This is a genomic window from Rossellomorea vietnamensis NBRC 101237 (assembly GCF_001591825.1).
GTDB classification, from domain to species: domain Bacteria; phylum Bacillota; class Bacilli; order Bacillales; family Bacillaceae_B; genus Rossellomorea; species Rossellomorea vietnamensis.
Window position 1 is genome coordinate 69,714 of sequence record NZ_BCVQ01000009.1, and the last position, 17,501, is coordinate 87,214.

Here is a 17,501-nt window from a genome sequence, read left to right on the forward strand (position 1 = left end):
TTATCAATGTCAATAGTAATTGATAACTATTCTCAACTATTTTCACCAATTACCGGGTAATATGGATGAATTACCCGATTGCCTAAGGTTAGTCCGCTTATTATTGTCAAAAGGAGATTTCCACTGAACATAGAAAAGGTGATATTCCGGTTACACTCTTGCGTAAGCCATGGAAACAGGTAAAATGACCCTCTGTAAAAAACAGGATATAAGTTGGTATAAACCCTTTTACATTGATCATTTGATGAGAATGAATGAACGCAAAAAAAAACCGGAGAAAATATACTCCGGTTTCTTCGTTCATCACTTACCTTCTTTCAAATGGCATTGTCATGCACCTGATTCCGCCTCCGCCTTTCTCCAATTCATTCACATCGACTTCTATTATTTTCTTTCCTTTTAATTTCGGATGATCTTTCACTATTTTCTTATTGGCTTTCGTACTCACCAACAGCGTTTCAGGATCCAGATTTAAAAAATTGATGTCAGCCACCGTATGTTTCACATCATCGGTCCAGAGAACATCAAATCCATGCCGCTTGATGAAGTCTTCCATCATCACATACCGTTCACTTTTTTCATTGACGACCTGGACTGGGAAAAGACGCATATAGCTTTTAGCAATCAGGAGGTCTGCCCCGGCTACATTACAATTCATATCCAAATGCATCGTTTCACCGGTACGGGGTAAGTCGATGATCCCGATTTCAGTAAATCCGGCTTGAAAGATTTTTTCCTTCATCATCTCTACACTTTCAATGCTGGACCGGAGCCCGGTATTGATGAAAACCGTATCGCGATTCAAAACGAATACATCCCCATTCTCCAGCGCCTTCAACCGGTTATTGTCCTGTATGGAAAAGGTACTCTCATCAAACCACCTCTGAAACAACTCATGACTGTGAACGTATTCCGGAGCTCTCATGGTAATACCTGCATCACCCGGGATCACAGTGTTCCCATATACACATGCCAGGTCTCGTACAAAAACACGATTGATAAGCTGGTCATTTAACTGCCTGTCCTCATCCTTAAGATGCTTGGAGTAATCGATGACCGTAACACCCGCATCCTCCATTGCACGAATCATCTCTTCGTGATTTTCTTTCGCCTTCTCCTGGTTAACCGGTTTCTCCCATCCGACGTAATCCGCCGTGCGTTGATCGGGAACATCCAGTGAAGAAGGCGAGCATACCAACACCGTTTTCAATTCCCCATGTTCATTCCAACAATTCGCATTGATCTTTACCATCAGCAGAACCCCCTCTATTATCAGTCTTTCCTTACTTTCTCCGTTCCCATGAAAATCATTCCAGTCCCATTCACATAATTCATCCGGTGGAATGTCACACTATGGGGGATAAAGGTTAGGTGAAGAGATATGAGTAAATGTACGAATGAAACGAACCTTTCGTGGAGGCAGCTATCCTTCATCGGGGTAGGCTGTATCATCGGAACGGGATATTTCCTTGGCTCAGCCATCCCGATTCAACGGGCAGGGTCTTCTGTCCTGCTTGCCTATTTAATTGCCGGTATCGGAACATGGATGGTATTCCAGGCCCTGGCCAAACTGACGGCAGAACACCCTGAAAAAGGTTCCTTCCGTACCTATGCCAAGAAAGCATACGGTTCATGGGCAGGGTTCAGTAATGGCTGGGTGTATTGGTCAGCTGAGATGTTGATTATGGGGAGCCAGTTAACCGCCCTCGCACTGTTTGCCCAGTTTTGGTTTCCAGAAGTGCCCATTTGGATGTTCACTGCAGGATTCGCGTGTCTTGGTCTGGTGATCATACTGTTGGGTGTGAAGAAAGTCGAGCAGATGGAGAATCTATTTGGAGTGATGAAAGCGGCTGCGATCGTCATGTTCATCATTGTAGCGGGTGCCGCCATGTTTGGATGGATCGGGGACGGGGGATCCGGCCTTGAGCTTCAGAATCCCATTTCCGACCTACTACCCATCGAGGGAAAGGGGTTGTGGCTTGCCCTTTTGTTTGCCTTTTATGGATTTGGGGGAATTGAAGTGATGGGGTTGATGGCCAAAGAACTAAGGGATCCAAAGGATGCCCCTAAGTCCGGGAATATCATGCTGATAACGTTAACCTTCCTTTATGTTCTTTCTTTCTATCTAGTTTTGAAGATGGTGCCGGCGGAAGCGATCGATCCGAATGAAAGTCCGTTTCTGACAGCCCTGAAACAATATGACCTTCCATGGGTCCCACATGTCTTTAACTCCATTCTGATTATTGCGGGTTTCTCGACGATGGTCGCGTCATTGTACGCTGTCACGACGATGCTTGTCTCTCTCGCCGAAGAAGGGGACGCACCCCGGATTTTTTCCAGGAAAGGGAAGTGGGGCATACCACTTCCTGCCTTCGGATTAACGGCTTTGGTCGTCGCCATATCGATTGTGATTGCGATGCTCCTCCCGGAAAAGCTATTTGAATATATCACAACGGCCGCTGGGTTGATGCTTCTTTATACGTGGATCTTCATCCTGGCCTCTTCCCTCAAACTCATGAGCAGAACAGCTTGGAATCTGATTCAGACGCTGATCGCCCTTTTCCTTATCTTATTCGCCATCAGTGGTACTCTCTTTGATGATGTGAGCCGGATAGGGTTCTTTGTGAGTCTCGGATTCATCCTGCTGATTGCCTCTGCGGCATTTGTGAAAAGAAAAAAGAGTTAAAGGCTGCCTTTAACTCTTGATCTTTTTATGCATATGTGAAAACGGGCATTTACTTATGGAAGTATCCTCATCACGCAGATAATATTGCTTCCATTCATAGTTGTCTTCCTGCCCATACCATTTCAGACTTGGGTGAGGTTCGATATCGTCATATTCCACCAGCCGCTTTCGGATGACTTTCTTTAATTTTTGGCCAAATGCCGTTGAGGAGTTAATTTCATCAAAAACCCATCTGGGCTGGAAAGCCAATAGAAAGTAAGGAAAATGGCGGCTTTTCCTGACATTGTGAGCAGGGGTTGCACAGAAGGCGAAATAAGGTTCTCCATCAAAGCAAAACTCCCACGTATGATCATGGGGATCCTTACCGATGTGTTCCGGCCAGGGCTTTTCGTCCATTTGGTGGACACGGTTCAACAGATTCCAAAAAACCTGCTCATAGGTTTCAACCGACAGATTTTCCCCTGTCACATCTGAATGACAGAACACCACCAGAGAAGCGTAATTTCCAGTCTCCCTGGAAATCTCACCGTATTGTTTTAAGTAAGATGCCAGTTTTTCCGAAGCCTCCCCACTTCTTGGATCCCCCGTAAAACCGAAACGGAGTGTATCAGATTGAAACCCTTGTTTCCCGGGTACGCAAGGATAAGGATGCTCTTCATCCAGCATCATGGCTGAGAAGTGACGGTAAGCGGATTGCTGCCACGGGGTAAGCTCCTCCATATGTCGATCGATCCAGCTCTTTGAACATAACATATAGCCGATCCCTCCTAAGGATTACTCATGTATCCTATTAGGAAGAAACCGTCTGGGTGTCTGTCTAGCCGAATAATAACCTGCAGGCTTCCACGCCGAAATAAATGCCGAAACCCATCAAAACAATCCCGGAAACAATGGAAATGAAGCGCAGGATCCCCGGACTGACAAGCTTCCTCGCCCCCGTTGCGACACCGGCCATCGTCACATCCCAAATGGTGATACCGAGAAAAATGCCCATACTGTACACTAGGACCTGCCACGATTCGTAAGAGCTTGACGTCTTAGCAAGGATGGAACCATAGATCCCGATCCAGAATAAAATACTCATCGGGTTGGATATCGCCATAAAGAATCCTGTACGAAAGGCCTTCCCTTTTGTCTCATTTTGATTTTTTCCAGCATAAGCCTCAAGGTCTCCGGACTTTAGAAGGCTTTCAATCCCCGTGTAGGTCAGAATAAAAAATCCAAACATCCATAAAAAAAGTTTGATGATCGGTATATCAATGAATTGAGCAATCCCAAAATAAATCAGGAGCATAAAGATCCCGTCCGCCACCATCCCTCCAATCCCGACAAGCCAGGCATGGAGGAAACCGAATCGGATCCCCTTGTCCAACTGAGCTGCATTGATCGGACCCATCGGTGCTGAAAGGGATAAACCCAACACAATATAACTAATAAAGATACTCATGTTCGACCACCTTCGAATGGACTTCCTTCCATTGTATTCGGACAAGTTCTTAAGTATTAACACCTTTTCTTTGAATAAATGTCTTGTATACGGTTAATCTAAACAACGATACTATTCAATCTATAGGAGGATGTATATGCAAAATCAACAGCAACCGAATATGACGCCTGGTACGGGTATGGCGCCTAATATGATGAATGCTCAAAGTAAGAACCATGGTGGACACGAGTTGTTTGACGCACACGAAGTGATCGCAGGTATCATCAGCATGCTCGATCAGTATCAAATGTACGATCAACACATACAGGATCCAGAGTTAAAAGACATTGTTAAACGTCAGACTGCCTTTGTCACAACTATGTATAATACGATTGTCGGAAGTTTTTCAACTGGACACGATCCACAAGTCCCGACACAACAGTACAAAATGAATCAGAACCATACGAGCACCTATGGCATTAAACCTGGGGCACCGAAAAAACCAAATCAGTCTGTTCAGGAACTTTCAGATAAAGGATTATCTGCCTATATGCTCGGACAAACGAAATCACTGGCCACTCTCCTTGCCATGACGGCTCTCGAAATGACCAATCCCGTGCTCCGCCGTGTCGTTGCGGACAGTGTACCCAACTTTATTGAAATGAGTTATGAAATCTATCTTTATCAAAACAAGCATGGGTATTATCAGGTCCCTCAACTGAATGATCAGGATATGACTTTGATGCTTCAAAGCTATACTCAAGTTCCACAGCAGAATCTGCCTCAATAACGCCCAGCCCACAAAACGTCTGCATCAAAATGCAGGCGTTTTTTTCGTTTCTCACTGATTTCCTTACCTGCACATAGAATGAAGTGAAAAAGAAACAGGAGGTGCCCCCTGTTGACTCATACAGTAAAAACAGGAGAAACACTTGGCCAAATATCAAGGAATTACAGGACTCCCCTTTCTAGTATCCTTACTGCTAATCCGGGCATCAATCCGGATCAAATTTATCCAGGACAAACGATCACCATTCCCGGTATCCCCGATACCACCGGCAATCCTTATAGAATAGAAGTCTCTGTTAACAATCGCACCCTCCGTCTATTCAAAGATGGGGTTCAGATAAAACAGTATCCCATCGCTGTGGGAAGAGTCCTGTTCGAAACACCCATCGGGGATTTCATCATCATCAATAAAGCACCGAATCCAGGGGGGCCATTTGGGACGATGTGGATGAGTTTATCGAAGGAAAGCTATGGAATCCATGGTACAAACAACCCTGCTTCCATCGGGAATGCAGTCTCCAAAGGATGTATAAGGATGTATAACAAAGACGTGGAAGAGCTCTCGAAGATCGTTCCTGTCGGGACTCCTGTGTCCATCAATCCATAAAGAAAAAAGTGTATAGACAGGACTATACACTTTTCCCTTTATAATATCGCCCTTTTGGATTCAATATAATCCAGACCAAAGTGCATGTGGAGAATCCTTGCTGCTTTTTCAACGTCACCGCGATCGACAAGGGCACTTAGACCAACCGATGACTCCCAAACCGATACTTTCCCTATATGATAATCATGAAAAACATTGGTGACCTTTTCTTTTACTTCCCCGGAAGATTGGATACTTCCTATCACACATACTTTCGATAGATCTTCCGCTATTTCAAAATGAGAATATGCCCCGCTATAGCCGCTGACGATTTTCTTCACTGCATGGACATCCTCATCTTTTATGATCAGTGCAAGGTCTTCTCTATGCTTGATCCTCTCTGTTTCGATATGGTGAGAATCAAGGTCATACAGAATCAAGGATTCCCCTCCATCACACCCATGGATGGTAAGGACTGAAATACCTTTCTGGAGCGCCACGCCGACTATGCTTCCATTCTTTTGAGCTTTAGCACTGATAACGGAACCCCGCCCCTCCTTTAAACTCGAACGGACGATTAAAGGGACAAGATGTTCCTTTGCGTGCTTAATCGCTCTAGGGTGCAGGACATTGGCTCCCATCGTGGCAAAACGGAGCATGTCATTATACGATAAACCGTCGATTTTAGCAGCCCGTGGGACCACTCTCGGATCTGAGGTATACACCCCGTCCACATCCGTGTAAATGTCACATCGATCCGCTTTCAGTGCGGAAGCAAGGGCAGCTGCGGTTGTATCTGAACCACCCCTTCCAAGCGTAGTGAGCTCACCATCCTCTGTAACTCCTTGGAAACCAGCGACCACCACAATCCGTCCGGCTGATAATTCCCCTTTGATTCTCCCTGTTTCTATGGAAGTGATCTTGGCATTGCCGAACACCGCGTCTGTCCGGATCCCAGCCTGCCTGCCGGTCAGGGATACTGCCTCCGCCCCTTTATGCTGGAGGGCCATTGTCAGAAGGGAAATCGTAACCTGCTCCCCTGTTGAAAGGAGCATATCCATTTCCCTTTTCCGGGGAATATCAGACAATTCTCCCGCAAGCTTTACAAGGGCGTCCGTCGTTTTATCCATGGCTGATACAACCACCACCACGTCATTCCCTTTCTCCTTTTCCTTCAACGCATAACCTGCCACCCGTTTAATTCGATCCGCAGAACCTACAGAGGTTCCACCAAATTTCTGAACGACGATACTCAAGTGATCCCCCTACTTTCTATCAGATCTGTTGCTTTTTTAATAAAATTGTCAGGAAACCGCAATCCTTTCTTTCACTGCATTTTCAAGTGGGATTTCGTCCAGGATGGACACTGCCTGGATCTGTTCCTGTGATGTAAGAACTGATTCTATGTCCTCTTTCCTGCCTTCTACAAAGACATACAGGAAATCGCCAAGCTGAATGCGGTCTTTCAGTGTGAACAATGGAATCCACCTTTGATAGTCATCATTTGCAGGGACACGCAAGACCCATTGGCCTGTGCTATCTTCCAGAACCTCTCCATTGTGTACTGCACTTTCAGGAGAAGCCGTGTATTTCCCTTGAATCAGTGAAAGAAAGTCCTCCACCATGGCACTTCCTGTCGGACATTTACCGGCGCCTGGCCCAAGTAGTGTGATTCTTCCTACGAGACTCCCTTTTAATGAAATCGCATTTTCCACATCCTCTACCCCGTAGAAAGGATGGGTGTCGTGGACGAGTACCGGCTCTACTTCACCTTTGATCCGGTTGAATCCGTCACGTTCCAATGAACCTACGTGTTTAAAGCGCAATCGGAAGGACTCGGCTGCCTGCAGCCATTCTGCCGTCAAGTGTGTGATCCCCCTGCGTCTGATATCCTTCCAATCCGGCTGTCTGCCAAAAGCGGTCTGACTCAAAATCAGCAATTTATAAAAGGCATCATATCCTTCGATGTCGCTCGTCGGATCCGCCTCTGCGTACCCCTTTTCCTGGGACTGCTTTAGAGCGGTCTCAAAGGAAAGACCCTTTTTTCTCATTTGGGACAGTATGAAGTTGGAAGTCCCATTCAATATGCCTTGGATGCTTTTGATTTCATTTACCTTAAGAAGCTGGCGGATCGTGCCGATGACCGGGATCCCTCCGGCTGTTGTCGCTTCGAAACCAACGGATACAGTGTGACGTTTTGCTTTCTCCATAAGGCTGGGGCCGAATTTAGCAAACATGGCTTTATTGGCCGTGACGATGTGAATTCCCTTCTCCACCGCTTCCGATAAATACGTGTATCCCGGTTCTTCTCCTACAATCGCTTCAAAAATCACATGAAGATCCGGTATGTCGAGAATGTCCTTGAATTCTGTCGTAACTTTAATGGACGGATCAATTTCCCTTTGTTTAACCGGGTCCTTGATGAGAATCGCCCTCACCTTCACCTCTTTCCCGAGTGCTTCCTTCAATCTGTCCTGGTGAGTATCAATGGCTTCACAAACCCCTTGACCGACAGTTCCAAAGCCCAGTATCGCCACATTTATCGCTGACATCTTTTTAGCCTCCTTTTTGTCGTTTGTATCACATCGCTTCTTTCTGAAGATCCACCGGGCATGGTGGAAAGAATGAGGGTATAAAGAAAAGCCCTCTTCTTGTAAGAAGAGGGCTTAGTGTGTATGCTCCTCCCCTTATCTTCCAGATTCACATGGAATCTGTAGGAATTGGCACCTTTACAGACTGATCCTGCAGGTTGCCGGGCTTCATCGGGCCTATCCCTCCGCCGCTCTTGATAAGAGATATAACGTTACGTTTTCACTTGATATTTGAGTATGAATTGGATTATATAGGTGATTCATTCTTCCGTCAATACCATTTTCGGTATTTTTAAAAAATTCTTTCTAATTTGTCAGACAACCTAATTTCACATGGGTTTACTGTGATTTTCTTTGAAACATCCACCCTCTATGAATCTATTTTTGAAATTCAGGTTTTAACCTACACTGGCAGGGAAAACTAATCCATATCCATTTACTAGAAAGGAACCGTTTCAATCATGTTTAAAAAAATGCTCCCCCTTTCCATCAGAAAATATTTGCTCATGTCAAAACGTCAACGCATGCATGAGATCCGGCTGACCATATGGTATATGCCTTTCTTGTACATATGTCTTGCCGTACTGCTGGTAGCCATTACCCTATACTTGGATCTCTCATTGGAAATCTCACAGTATACGTTTGATCTATTAAGCATGGATGCCTCTGTCACCCGAATCCTTGTGAGCACCCTCATTGGCGGCGTTTTGACGCTCAGTGCCTTCACGCTTAACTCCCTCTTAGTCGTGTTGACGACGTTCAGTGGACAATTTTCGCCAAGGATGCTCTTGGATTTCATATCGGACAGGCAGACGCAGCACGCCCTCGGTATATTTAATGGCAGTTTTGTTTATGTCCTCCTTCTCTTTTTGTTTATCGGCAGTTCAAAGAAGGAGATGTTTGTCGCTGCACCCATGATGACGATCTGCCTTGCCTTTCTATCAGCCGTCACTTTCATCTTCTTCATCAACCATGCGTCTACCTGGATGCAGGTCCATAATATCACGTACAATATGAAACAAGTTTCTGAAGTGATGATCCACCAGACACTGAAGAAAGATTTAGAAGCACATCGCACCACTGAAGATGGGGACATCATGGAGGAAGAGAAAAAGAACATCGTTCATGTGAAGGCTAAACACTCCGGATATATTCAATTAGTAGATTTCCAGGGAATGATTCAACTCGCACAGAAAGAGGATCTTGTCCTACAGCTTCATTATAAAGTGGGCGATTATGTACTCGCCGGAAATGAAGTTCTGAGCTTATGGGGGCCGGAAACAGACAATATCCTCACTGATTCATACCTGCAATTCATTGAAATGGGGCATAAAGAGACCGAAATCCAAGACCTGCAGATGGGAATCCATAAACTTGCAGAGGTGGCCATTAAATCTCTCGGGAATGACGATCCCAAAACGGCTTCGAACACAATCGACCAGATGGCTGATCTGATGCTGACAGTGGAGGATCAACTAACCTTCACACCCTATTTGATCGACCAGGAGGACAGAATACGCGTCATCCTTCAATCTGAACCATTTGATTATTATCTGTATCGGGGATTCGGCTATATTCGTCACTATGCCAAAGACAATCATTTAATCATAACGGAAATCGTTCGTGCACTGGCTCTTTTAGCAGAATCCATTCAACCTTCGAAGCACAAAGATCTTTGGGAATTCGCCTGCAATACCATCGATCATATCGAAAGAGAGGTCATTTACGAATTAGATAAAACCTTTCTTCTTCAAGAAGTTCATAAGCTTGCACGCCTCACCGGCCACTTCAGGGAATATAAAGAAATCGAAGATAAATTTTATCCGAACGCAAACAAAAATACGTAAAGAAGCTTCATTTCTCTCTGAGAGAAATGAAGCTTCTTTACGAGAGTCATATCCACGTTTCGACAATGTTGTCATCTTCCCCTTGAGCTTTCGGTACAACGGAGAATCGTTCCGGGATTTCACTTCTGACCGCTTCTAAAGTTGGTCTCATCAAAATGTTATGTGTCGGCTGATTCACATCGAATAGTCTTGCTACAAACATGCCTTGATAATCTTTCGGACTCTGATAGATACAGATGATCGGCATTTTAAAATCACTTAAGGCCACCTCATCGAATGACGAAATTAATCGATCCGGGTTTTCCATCCTATCTCTCCTTTACTGGGTATTGTGATTAGCTGTTAACGCATTCTTTTTCTTTAACCATTTTCCCATTGTAGAGCTTTTGAATATAGTAATTACACTCGGAGTATTGCCCTTCTTCCTTCAACAATGGGATGATGACATTCTCCATATAATGATAATATGCTTCTTCCCCTTCATGAACCCTGATACCTAGCATTGTAAATAGACACTCTTTGCAGGAATCTTTATTGGCGGTTGCATAACAGAGTCCTTCCTCTATCAACGTTTCCCATTTTTCAAATGCCGGCCCCTCTACATCCATGGAACTCTCAATATAGCCAAAAAGAATTCTGACATAGTCTTCTGTGGGTGACTCATGTTTCAATAATCCATATGCGATCTGATAGGCATCCCGTGCCTTTCTATCCTGCATCAAGTCCCGATACAACCCACCTAAATTCAGATAAAGAATGGCTTTTCTTCCGTGATCATGCAGATTATCACAATGCTGAATCAACTCATCATATTTCTCTACTATTGCTTCGAGACCTTCCTCTCCATGTTTGCTTTCCGCAATCAACTGAATCGTAGCGGCATCAATACATCTTGTGAAATTAAATGTTTCTTTGAAATAATTCAATGCCCGCTGACTATATCGCAAGGACCTGTCATACTGCCCTAACTCATGATAGCCAATGGACAGATGAAAGTATGATTCAGGATTGGAGTAGATATCCCGATCGATTTTCTCCAAAAACATAATGGCAGATTGGGGATTCCCTTTCTCAAGCTCGTACATCCCTTTTATATGATGGTACAGCTGAAAGTCATAATCGGACATATGAAAGGATAGACGCTTATTAGAGAACTGACTTAAATAGAATCCAGCATCCTTTAGCTTACCTTTCATCATAAAGTATCTTGCTTTCAATATCTTATATGTACCGTTCAAGGTTTCGATCTGGATTAATGGATTTTGTTCAATGGTCTCCTTCAATAACTCGACCTTCCCATTTACCTGCTTGATCATGACATCATGCCACAATTCTAAATCTAATTGTAATTTTTTATATGTTTTTAGCTCTTTCTCAATATTGATATGTAACCGATGATTGAACAGATCGATTTTATCTTTCGTAATCTGTAAGTGCCCACTTTCAATTTTACTAATATGGCTTGGAGTACAAATCCCTTCCCCCACTTGCTTCTGGGTCATGCCTTTATAGATCCGATAGTATTTAATAAATGCCCCAATATTCATCCTTCAACCCCCACCTATGTTGATTTAGTAGAAACCCCATTTCCTACAGCCCACTCTTTATCTTTCTTTATAGTGGAATAAGTTCTACTCCTATTATACTAATAAATAATCACGGGGAAATTGGGGTTTTATAGAGGCACGCGAATTCACAAAACAGGGCCTAAATACCCATTTCTGATCGGTCGAGAGAGTCTCTATTCATTCACAGCGAATCTTTTACTTCGTGATTGACTTTCAAGGGGCAAAACGACCAATTCTTTTGACCTGTTCTTTTTTCCCAACATGGCGCACTCATGCTTGCTATATTGAGAGAACGATTTCTATCGTCCTATTGAATCACATTTGACCTGAAAGGCTGGATACGTGAGAAGCGTCAGACCACCATTTTATTTTCCCAAGTGCGATTTCTGAGCATAAGAAAAGAGAAACCTACCTAAATAAAAGGGTAAGTTTCTCTCCATTCGGTTTTCTATTAATACCTATTCCCGGTCAAAAAGCACGCGCCCAGCAATCCCCGGGTTCGTCATTTCATAAGGGTTTAAGATCAAATCAAGCTCTTCCTCGGTCAGGACATCATACTCAAGGCAAAGCTCCCTGACCGATTTCCCTTTTAAAATCGCTTCCCTGGCGATGCGGGATACGACTTCATATCCTAAGTGAGGGTTCACCGCGGTAATGATCCCTACACTGTTTTCCACATATTCTTTCATACGCGTTTCATTCGCTTCAATTCCGACAAGGCAGTTGTCTGTAAAGCTTCTGAATGCATTGTTCATGATGCTGATGGATTGAAGGAGATTGAATACGAGTACAGGCTCCATCACGTTCAGTTCAAGCTGACCGGCTTCCGATGCCAGTGAGATGGTCTGATCATTCCCCATGACCTGAAAGGCTACTTGATTAATCAGTTCCGGCATGACGGGATTCACTTTCCCCGGCATGATGGAAGAGCCGGGCTGTCTTGCCGGCAGTGAAATTTCACCAAGTCCTGCACGCGGTCCTGAAGCCATCAGACGCAGGTCATTGGCGATCTTGGACATATTGGTCATACATACCTTCAATGCTGCAGAAACCTCTGTGTAGGCGTCCGTGTTCTGGGTCGCATCAACCAGGTGTTCAGCCCCTGTCAGTGGCAACCCGCTAATATCTGCCAGGTGCTTGACGACGCTCTTGATATAAACAGGATCTGCGTTCAACCCGGTTCCTACAGCGGTGGCCCCCATGTTGACTTCATACAGATGATCGCGAGTTCGTCCGATACGTTTAATGTCGCGTTCTACTACTCTGCTGTAAGCTTCAAACTCCTGCCCGAGGCGAATGGGCACAGCATCCTGAAGATGGGTACGTCCCATTTTAATGACGTGATCGAACTCCTGGGCTTTCTGTCTGAAGGCTTTCAGCATATGCTCCATCGTGTCCAATAGCTTCTCCAATAATTTCAGAGTCGAAATATGGATGGCTGTCGGGAACACGTCATTAGTTGACTGTGACATATTCACATGACTGTTTGGGCTCACCTTCCCATATTCCCCTTTACGATGGGACATGAGTTCCAGGGCACGATTCGCAATGACTTCATTGGCGTTCATATTGATCGATGTGCCTGCCCCTCCCTGGATCGGATCGACGATGAAGAATTCATGAAGCTTACCTTCAAGGATTTCATCAGCAGCCTGCACAATGGCTTGACCGATCCCGTCATACAGACGCGTCGTTTCCATGTTTGCAAGTGCGGCCGCTTTCTTTACGACTGCCAGGGCATCAATCATCTCTTTATGGATTTTATATCCAGTAATCGGAAAGTTCTCCACTGCCCGTAACGTTTGTATTCCATAATACACATCTTCAGGTACTTCTTTTTCCCCGAGGAAATCTTTCTCTATTCTAAATCCACTAGTGACGTTTATCATTATTCTACTCCCCATATTTGGATTGTCTCTCTAATTGATGATTCTATCAATTAGAGAGGGAGTAGGCAACGATTTAGAAGGAAAACCATTAATTTCAAAAATTCTAAAAAAGCGCTTTCATAATAGTGATACGATTCTCCCTTTTTTCAGAAAAAAGATGGCTTTAATAGATTTTCATTACACCATGATAGAACGTTCTACACAGGTCTAAATACTCATATATTAACCAGTGAAGGAGGAGGATTCGTATGGGGATCAAACTGATTAAAATTTCAGTCGTCTATTTTATGGTCGGTGTGTGTATCGGGTTATATATGTCCATGATCCATGACTACACCCTTACCCCGGTTCACGTTCACATTAACTTATTGGGCTGGACGGCACTGACGCTTGCAGGTCTTATTTATCACTTATTTCCGGCCGTATCTTCAACCAAATTGGCCAAAGCTCATTTCTGGCTCCATAATGTCGGATTGCCGCTGATGATGATCGGATTATTCCTTTTTGTACTAGGCAATGAAGCGGTCGTGCCGGTCATTGCGACAGGCGGGGTCCTGACGACAGCCGGTATACTGTTGTTTGGCATTAATATCCTGAAGGAATTAAAAGCTTAATGCTATTCTTAAAACCCCTTTTGCCAGTTGGCAGGATGGGGTTTTTTGAGGTTTTATTTTTTTGATTTTTCAATCTTTTATTATTTCATGGGACTACAAAGATGGTAAAATACAGTAGAATACCCATCTCAATTTTAGGAGTGATGTTTATGTCGGTCAATGTTTACCTGAATTTCAACGGCAATTGCCGGGCAGCCGCAGAGTATTATGCAGAAGTGTTTGAAACCGAACCACCACAGATCATGACGTTCGCTGAAGCACCCCCGCATCCTGACTATCCCCTGCCCGAAGAAGCAAAAGATCTGGTCCTACATACACGACTCACCATCGACGGCAGTCATGTCATGTTTTCCGATGTTTTTCCAAATATGCCTTTTGTAGAAGGAAACAACATTACCCTTGCCATCGTAAGCGATGACCCGGAAAAACTGATGGCCCGTTTCCACAAGTTGAAAGAAGGCGGTAAGGTGGACATGGAGCTTCAGGAAACATTCTGGAGCAAGCTGTACGGTCAGGTCACCGATAAATTCGGCATCCAGTGGCAATTTAATTACGAAGGCAAGGATATGTAACAAACACGAACATAAAAAAAGAAGCTGCTGGAATCCCAACAGCTTCTTTTCTATTTTAATGCATACTGCTTAATACCCAGACAGATCCAGCCACGATGACAATCGCGATGAATGCCGCAGACATCATCTTACCTACCTGCCATCTGCCTTCACCTTCCGTCACGTGCATGAACATGAAGAGCTGGATAGCAGCCTGTATGAAGGCCAGTACGAACACGATCGCTACGATCAGTTCATATGCCAGATTCGTATATAGTCCAAACCAAACGGCTAAGAACGTCAACGCAATCGATAGGATAAATCCAATGATCTGAGTCCAAGGTAATCCACTATGATTCGTATGTTGTGACATTATCCCACCATCCCTAATAAGTAAACGCTTGTGAACACGAAGATCCAGACAAAGTCCAGAAAGTGCCAATACAAGCTGGATACAAATAGTTTTTTAGCGGTATCAGGATTCAATCCCCGTTTCTTCACTTGGAACATGACGAGAAGAATCCACAGGATACCCACTGATACGTGGAGACCATGTGTCCCGGTCAATAAATAGAAGGATGACCAGAATGCGTTCGTGCCCATGGCTGCTCCTTCATGGACCAAATGGATGAACTCCGTGATTTCCATGTAAAGGAATCCGAGTCCAAATAATAATGTGATGATCAGCCAAACCATCATGGATTTGACATTTCTTTTTCGTAATTCATTTATTGATAAACCAGACGTGAAACTACTGATTAATAGTAAAAGCGTCATGATGATCGTATTCTTCATATCAAACACTTCACTTGGAAGCGGGCCACCCATCGTTCCGGCTTTAAGGGCAAAGAACGTTGCGAAAATAGTGGCAAACAATGCGATTTCCGCGCCAAGGAAAACCCAGAATCCGAAGATGTTCAGTTTACCGATATCGGATTGATATTCAAGCGGCGTGTTTGGATCTATATTCGTACTATGTGCCATGCTCACGCCTCCCTCTTATACGGATTTTCAGTCTTTTCGATTTCTTCCACACTTACATAATAACCTTCATCCTGTTTGTGTGACATCAGTGAACGGAACGCCATGCATCCGAAGATACCGACAAGTGCCATGATTGCCATCCAGAACAGTTCGAATACTAAACCAAATCCTGCAACGAAGAATAACGCGGACATGATGAAAGGCGTACCGGCATTACTTGGCATGTGAATCGGGTGGTATTCAAAGTTATCAGGAACCATTTTTCTTCCTTCTTGCTTCATATCATAAAATGCATCATGACTCTTCACTTCAGGAACATGTGCAAAGTTGTAATGAGGCGGGATTGCTGAGCTTGTCGCCCATTCAAGGGTACGACCATCCCAGGCATCCCCTGTTGTTTCCCTCTTGGCAAAACGGAAGCTGTAATAGATACCGTAAACGAGAATCATGAATCCGACTCCCATTCCGAAAGCTCCGACGGACGAAATGACATTCAGTGATGTCCAGCCGTCTTCAGGTCCATACGTGTACACACGTCTCGGCATACCTGCGAATCCTAATACGAACTGTGGTAAGAAACAAAGGTTGAAACCGATGGAGAAGAACCAGAAAGCCCATCTGCCGATTCGTTCGTTCATCTTGTGACCAAACATTTTTGGATACCAGTAAGTAAGTCCCGCGAAGCAGGCAAATACCACACCGGCAATCAACGTATAGTGGAAGTGAGCAACCAGGAAGTAGTTATTGTGATATTGGAAATCGGCAGCAGCCATTCCAAGCATAACCCCTGTTACCCCACCAATTAGGAATGTAGGGATGAACGCTACAGACCATAACATCGGGACGGTAAACTCAATTTTACCTTTAAATAACGTACCCAGCCAGTTGAATATCTTGATTCCCGTCGGAATGGCGATCGCCATCGTTGAAATCGAGAATACACTGTTCACTGCTGCGCTTCCGCCCATCGTAAAGAAGTGATGGACCCAAACAACGAAGCTTAGTCCAGAAATCGCAACAAGTGAGATAATCATAGATTTATAACCAAATAGTGTTTTTCTTGCAAACGTAGCAATGATTTCTGAGAAAATACCGAAAGCCGGCAATATAACGATATATACTTCCGGATGTCCCCATAGCCAGAAAAGGTTTGACCATAGCATCGGGTCTCCCCCACTCGTAAGCGTGAAGAAGTGGGAACCGAAAAGACGGTCAAATGTCATCAGAGCCAGTGTGACAGTCAAAATCGGGAAAGCAAACACGATGATGAAAGCCGTGATCAACGTTGTCCATGTGAACATCGGCATGCGTAGAAGCGTCATGCCAGGCGCACGCATCTTGATGATGGTGACGACAAAGTTAATCCCCGTCAGTAACGTACCGATCCCCGATATCTGTAAGCCCAGCAGGTAATAGTTGATACCCGGTCCAGGACTACCTTCAATTGCAAGCGGTGCGTAGTTCGTCCAACCAGCATTCGGTGAACCACCGAATACGAATGAAATATTGAAAAGGATCGCCCCGAACATGAATGACCAGAAACTCAGGTTATTCAAATAAGGGAAGGCTACGTCCCTTGCACCGATCTGCAAAGGAACGACCACGTTCATCAATCCAAGTAAGAACGGCATCGCCATGAACAGGATCATGATCGTACCGTGAGTCGTAAAGATTTCATTGTAATGCTCGGATGTTAAAAATGAGTTATTCGGCACTGTCAATTGTGCCCTCATCAAGAGTGCATCTACCCCTCCGCGGAAGAGCATGACAAGTGCAGCCAGGATATACATAATCCCGATTTTTTTATGATCAACGCTTGTGATCCAGTCGTTCCACAACCATTTCCACTTTTTAAAATAAGTGAGGACTGCAACGATTCCGATAACGGTGAAAACGATCGAAATGTTGGCTCCCAGAATCAACGGATCGTTGAGGATCAGATTATCCTTAATAAAATCAAACATTTAAAG

17 protein-coding genes and 1 riboswitch are annotated in these 17,501 nt (G+C 44.4%); of the genes, 6 read left to right on the plus strand and 11 right to left on the minus strand.

Features of this window, described 5'->3' with window-relative positions:
- Positions 1-307: 307 nt before the first annotated feature.
- The gene (locus BVI01S_RS07215; protein ID WP_061809762.1) at positions 308-1,252 is read right to left on the minus strand and encodes an arginine deiminase family protein; all 945 of its coding nucleotides are present in this window, start codon (positions 1,250-1,252) and stop codon (positions 308-310) included.
- A 129-nt stretch (positions 1,253-1,381) separates the two neighbouring features.
- Between BVI01S_RS07215 and BVI01S_RS07220 the strand changes: the two genes are divergently transcribed.
- On the plus strand, positions 1,382-2,686 hold the full coding sequence (locus tag BVI01S_RS07220) for an amino acid permease (protein WP_061809763.1): 1,305 nt from the start codon (positions 1,382-1,384) through the stop codon (positions 2,684-2,686).
- A gap of 9 nt (positions 2,687-2,695) precedes the next feature.
- On the opposite strand, the gene BVI01S_RS07225 is transcribed toward BVI01S_RS07220, so the two are convergent.
- The gene (locus BVI01S_RS07225) at positions 2,696-3,439 is read right to left on the minus strand and encodes a YqcI/YcgG family protein (RefSeq protein ID WP_061809764.1); all 744 of its coding nucleotides are present in this window, start codon (positions 3,437-3,439) and stop codon (positions 2,696-2,698) included.
- Between the two features lie 64 nt (positions 3,440-3,503).
- Positions 3,504-4,133, minus strand: a complete 630-nt coding sequence (locus BVI01S_RS07230; protein WP_061809765.1) for a LysE family transporter — start codon at positions 4,131-4,133, stop codon at positions 3,504-3,506.
- Between the two features lie 136 nt (positions 4,134-4,269).
- Here BVI01S_RS07230 and BVI01S_RS07235 point away from each other — a divergent pair, with 136 nt between their 5' ends.
- Positions 4,270-4,902, plus strand: a complete 633-nt coding sequence (locus tag BVI01S_RS07235) for a spore coat protein (RefSeq protein WP_082804689.1) — start codon at positions 4,270-4,272, stop codon at positions 4,900-4,902.
- A 111-nt stretch (positions 4,903-5,013) separates the two neighbouring features.
- Entirely contained in the window at positions 5,014-5,508 is a 495-nt protein-coding gene (locus tag BVI01S_RS07240) for a L,D-transpeptidase family protein (protein WP_061809766.1), read from the plus strand.
- 38 nt (positions 5,509-5,546) lie between these two features.
- Here BVI01S_RS07240 and BVI01S_RS07245 read toward each other — a convergent pair whose 3' ends face one another.
- Positions 5,547-6,743 (minus strand): aspartate kinase, encoded by a 1,197-nt coding sequence (locus BVI01S_RS07245; protein WP_061809767.1) that lies wholly within the window; start codon positions 6,741-6,743, stop codon positions 5,547-5,549.
- Positions 6,744-6,791: 48 nt separating this feature from the next.
- Complete coding sequence (locus BVI01S_RS07250) at positions 6,792-8,039, minus strand: homoserine dehydrogenase (RefSeq protein ID WP_082804690.1); 1,248 nt, start codon at positions 8,037-8,039, stop codon at positions 6,792-6,794.
- 132 nt (positions 8,040-8,171) lie between these two features.
- A riboswitch (SAM riboswitch) is annotated at positions 8,172-8,282 on the minus strand.
- 302 nt (positions 8,283-8,584) lie between these two features.
- Here BVI01S_RS07250 and BVI01S_RS07255 point away from each other — a divergent pair.
- Complete coding sequence (locus BVI01S_RS07255; protein WP_244886900.1) at positions 8,585-9,925, plus strand: DUF2254 domain-containing protein; 1,341 nt, start codon at positions 8,585-8,587, stop codon at positions 9,923-9,925.
- Between the two features lie 46 nt (positions 9,926-9,971).
- Here BVI01S_RS07255 and BVI01S_RS07260 read toward each other — a convergent pair whose 3' ends face one another.
- The 3 genes from BVI01S_RS07260 to aspA form a co-directional block, all read right to left on the minus strand.
- Positions 9,972-10,232, minus strand: coding sequence for a hypothetical protein (locus tag BVI01S_RS07260; RefSeq protein WP_061809769.1), 261 nt, complete (start codon positions 10,230-10,232; stop codon positions 9,972-9,974).
- Between the two features lie 28 nt (positions 10,233-10,260).
- Complete coding sequence (locus BVI01S_RS07265; RefSeq protein WP_061809770.1) at positions 10,261-11,472, minus strand: helix-turn-helix transcriptional regulator; 1,212 nt, start codon at positions 11,470-11,472, stop codon at positions 10,261-10,263.
- A gap of 479 nt (positions 11,473-11,951) precedes the next feature.
- Positions 11,952-13,382 carry an aspartate ammonia-lyase gene (gene aspA / locus BVI01S_RS07270; protein ID WP_061809771.1) on the minus strand — a complete coding sequence of 477 codons (1,431 nt, stop codon included), beginning with the start codon at positions 13,380-13,382 and terminating at the stop codon, positions 11,952-11,954.
- Between the two features lie 248 nt (positions 13,383-13,630).
- Between aspA and BVI01S_RS07275 the strand changes: the two genes are divergently transcribed.
- Positions 13,631-13,996 carry a cytochrome-c oxidase gene (locus tag BVI01S_RS07275; RefSeq protein ID WP_034764170.1) on the plus strand — a complete coding sequence of 122 codons (366 nt, stop codon included), beginning with the start codon at positions 13,631-13,633 and terminating at the stop codon, positions 13,994-13,996.
- Between the two features lie 149 nt (positions 13,997-14,145).
- Entirely contained in the window at positions 14,146-14,568 is a 423-nt protein-coding gene (locus tag BVI01S_RS07280) for a VOC family protein (protein WP_061809772.1), read from the plus strand.
- 55 nt (positions 14,569-14,623) lie between these two features.
- Here the strand turns inward: BVI01S_RS07280 and qoxD are convergent, their stop codons facing one another.
- From qoxD to qoxB, 3 genes are read right to left on the minus strand one after another with little or no spacing between them, the layout of a single operon-like run.
- The gene (gene qoxD, locus BVI01S_RS07285; RefSeq protein WP_061809773.1) at positions 14,624-14,920 is read right to left on the minus strand and encodes a cytochrome aa3 quinol oxidase subunit IV; all 297 of its coding nucleotides are present in this window, start codon (positions 14,918-14,920) and stop codon (positions 14,624-14,626) included.
- Positions 14,920-15,531 carry a cytochrome aa3 quinol oxidase subunit III gene (gene qoxC / locus BVI01S_RS07290; protein WP_034764176.1) on the minus strand — a complete coding sequence of 204 codons (612 nt, stop codon included), beginning with the start codon at positions 15,529-15,531 and terminating at the stop codon, positions 14,920-14,922. Before qoxC ends, qoxD begins: the two co-directional genes overlap by 1 nt.
- 2 nt (positions 15,532-15,533) lie before the next feature.
- On the minus strand, positions 15,534-17,495 hold the full coding sequence (gene qoxB / locus BVI01S_RS07295; RefSeq protein WP_082804691.1) for a cytochrome aa3 quinol oxidase subunit I: 1,962 nt from the start codon (positions 17,493-17,495) through the stop codon (positions 15,534-15,536).
- Positions 17,496-17,501: the final 6 nt, after the last annotated feature.

Bases quoted from the DNA above. Each gene is read 5' to 3' on its own strand.
- BVI01S_RS07260 (WP_061809769.1), bottom strand. From the start codon at position 10,232: ATGGAAAACCCGGATCGATTAATTTCGTCATTCGATGAGGTGGCCTTA.
- BVI01S_RS07235 (WP_082804689.1), top strand. From the start codon at position 4,270: ATGCAAAATCAACAGCAACCGAATATGACGCCTGGTACGGGTATGGCG.
- aspA (WP_061809771.1), bottom strand. From the start codon at position 13,382: ATGATAAACGTCACTAGTGGATTTAGAATAGAGAAAGATTTCCTCGGG.
- BVI01S_RS07230 (WP_061809765.1), bottom strand. From the start codon at position 4,133: ATGAGTATCTTTATTAGTTATATTGTGTTGGGTTTATCCCTTTCAGCA.
- BVI01S_RS07220 (WP_061809763.1), top strand. From the start codon at position 1,382: ATGAGTAAATGTACGAATGAAACGAACCTTTCGTGGAGGCAGCTATCC.
- qoxD (WP_061809773.1), bottom strand. From the start codon at position 14,920: ATGTCACAACATACGAATCATAGTGGATTACCTTGGACTCAGATCATT.
- BVI01S_RS07280 (WP_061809772.1), top strand. From the start codon at position 14,146: ATGTCGGTCAATGTTTACCTGAATTTCAACGGCAATTGCCGGGCAGCC.
- qoxB (WP_082804691.1), bottom strand. From the start codon at position 17,495: ATGTTTGATTTTATTAAGGATAATCTGATCCTCAACGATCCGTTGATT.
- BVI01S_RS07215 (WP_061809762.1), bottom strand. From the start codon at position 1,252: ATGGTAAAGATCAATGCGAATTGTTGGAATGAACATGGGGAATTGAAA.
- BVI01S_RS07275 (WP_034764170.1), top strand. From the start codon at position 13,631: ATGGGGATCAAACTGATTAAAATTTCAGTCGTCTATTTTATGGTCGGT.
- BVI01S_RS07225 (WP_061809764.1), bottom strand. From the start codon at position 3,439: ATGTTATGTTCAAAGAGCTGGATCGATCGACATATGGAGGAGCTTACC.
- BVI01S_RS07255 (WP_244886900.1), top strand. From the start codon at position 8,585: ATGTCAAAACGTCAACGCATGCATGAGATCCGGCTGACCATATGGTAT.
- BVI01S_RS07250 (WP_082804690.1), bottom strand. From the start codon at position 8,039: ATGTCAGCGATAAATGTGGCGATACTGGGCTTTGGAACTGTCGGTCAA.
- BVI01S_RS07265 (WP_061809770.1), bottom strand. From the start codon at position 11,472: ATGAATATTGGGGCATTTATTAAATACTATCGGATCTATAAAGGCATG.
- qoxC (WP_034764176.1), bottom strand. From the start codon at position 15,531: ATGGCACATAGTACGAATATAGATCCAAACACGCCGCTTGAATATCAA.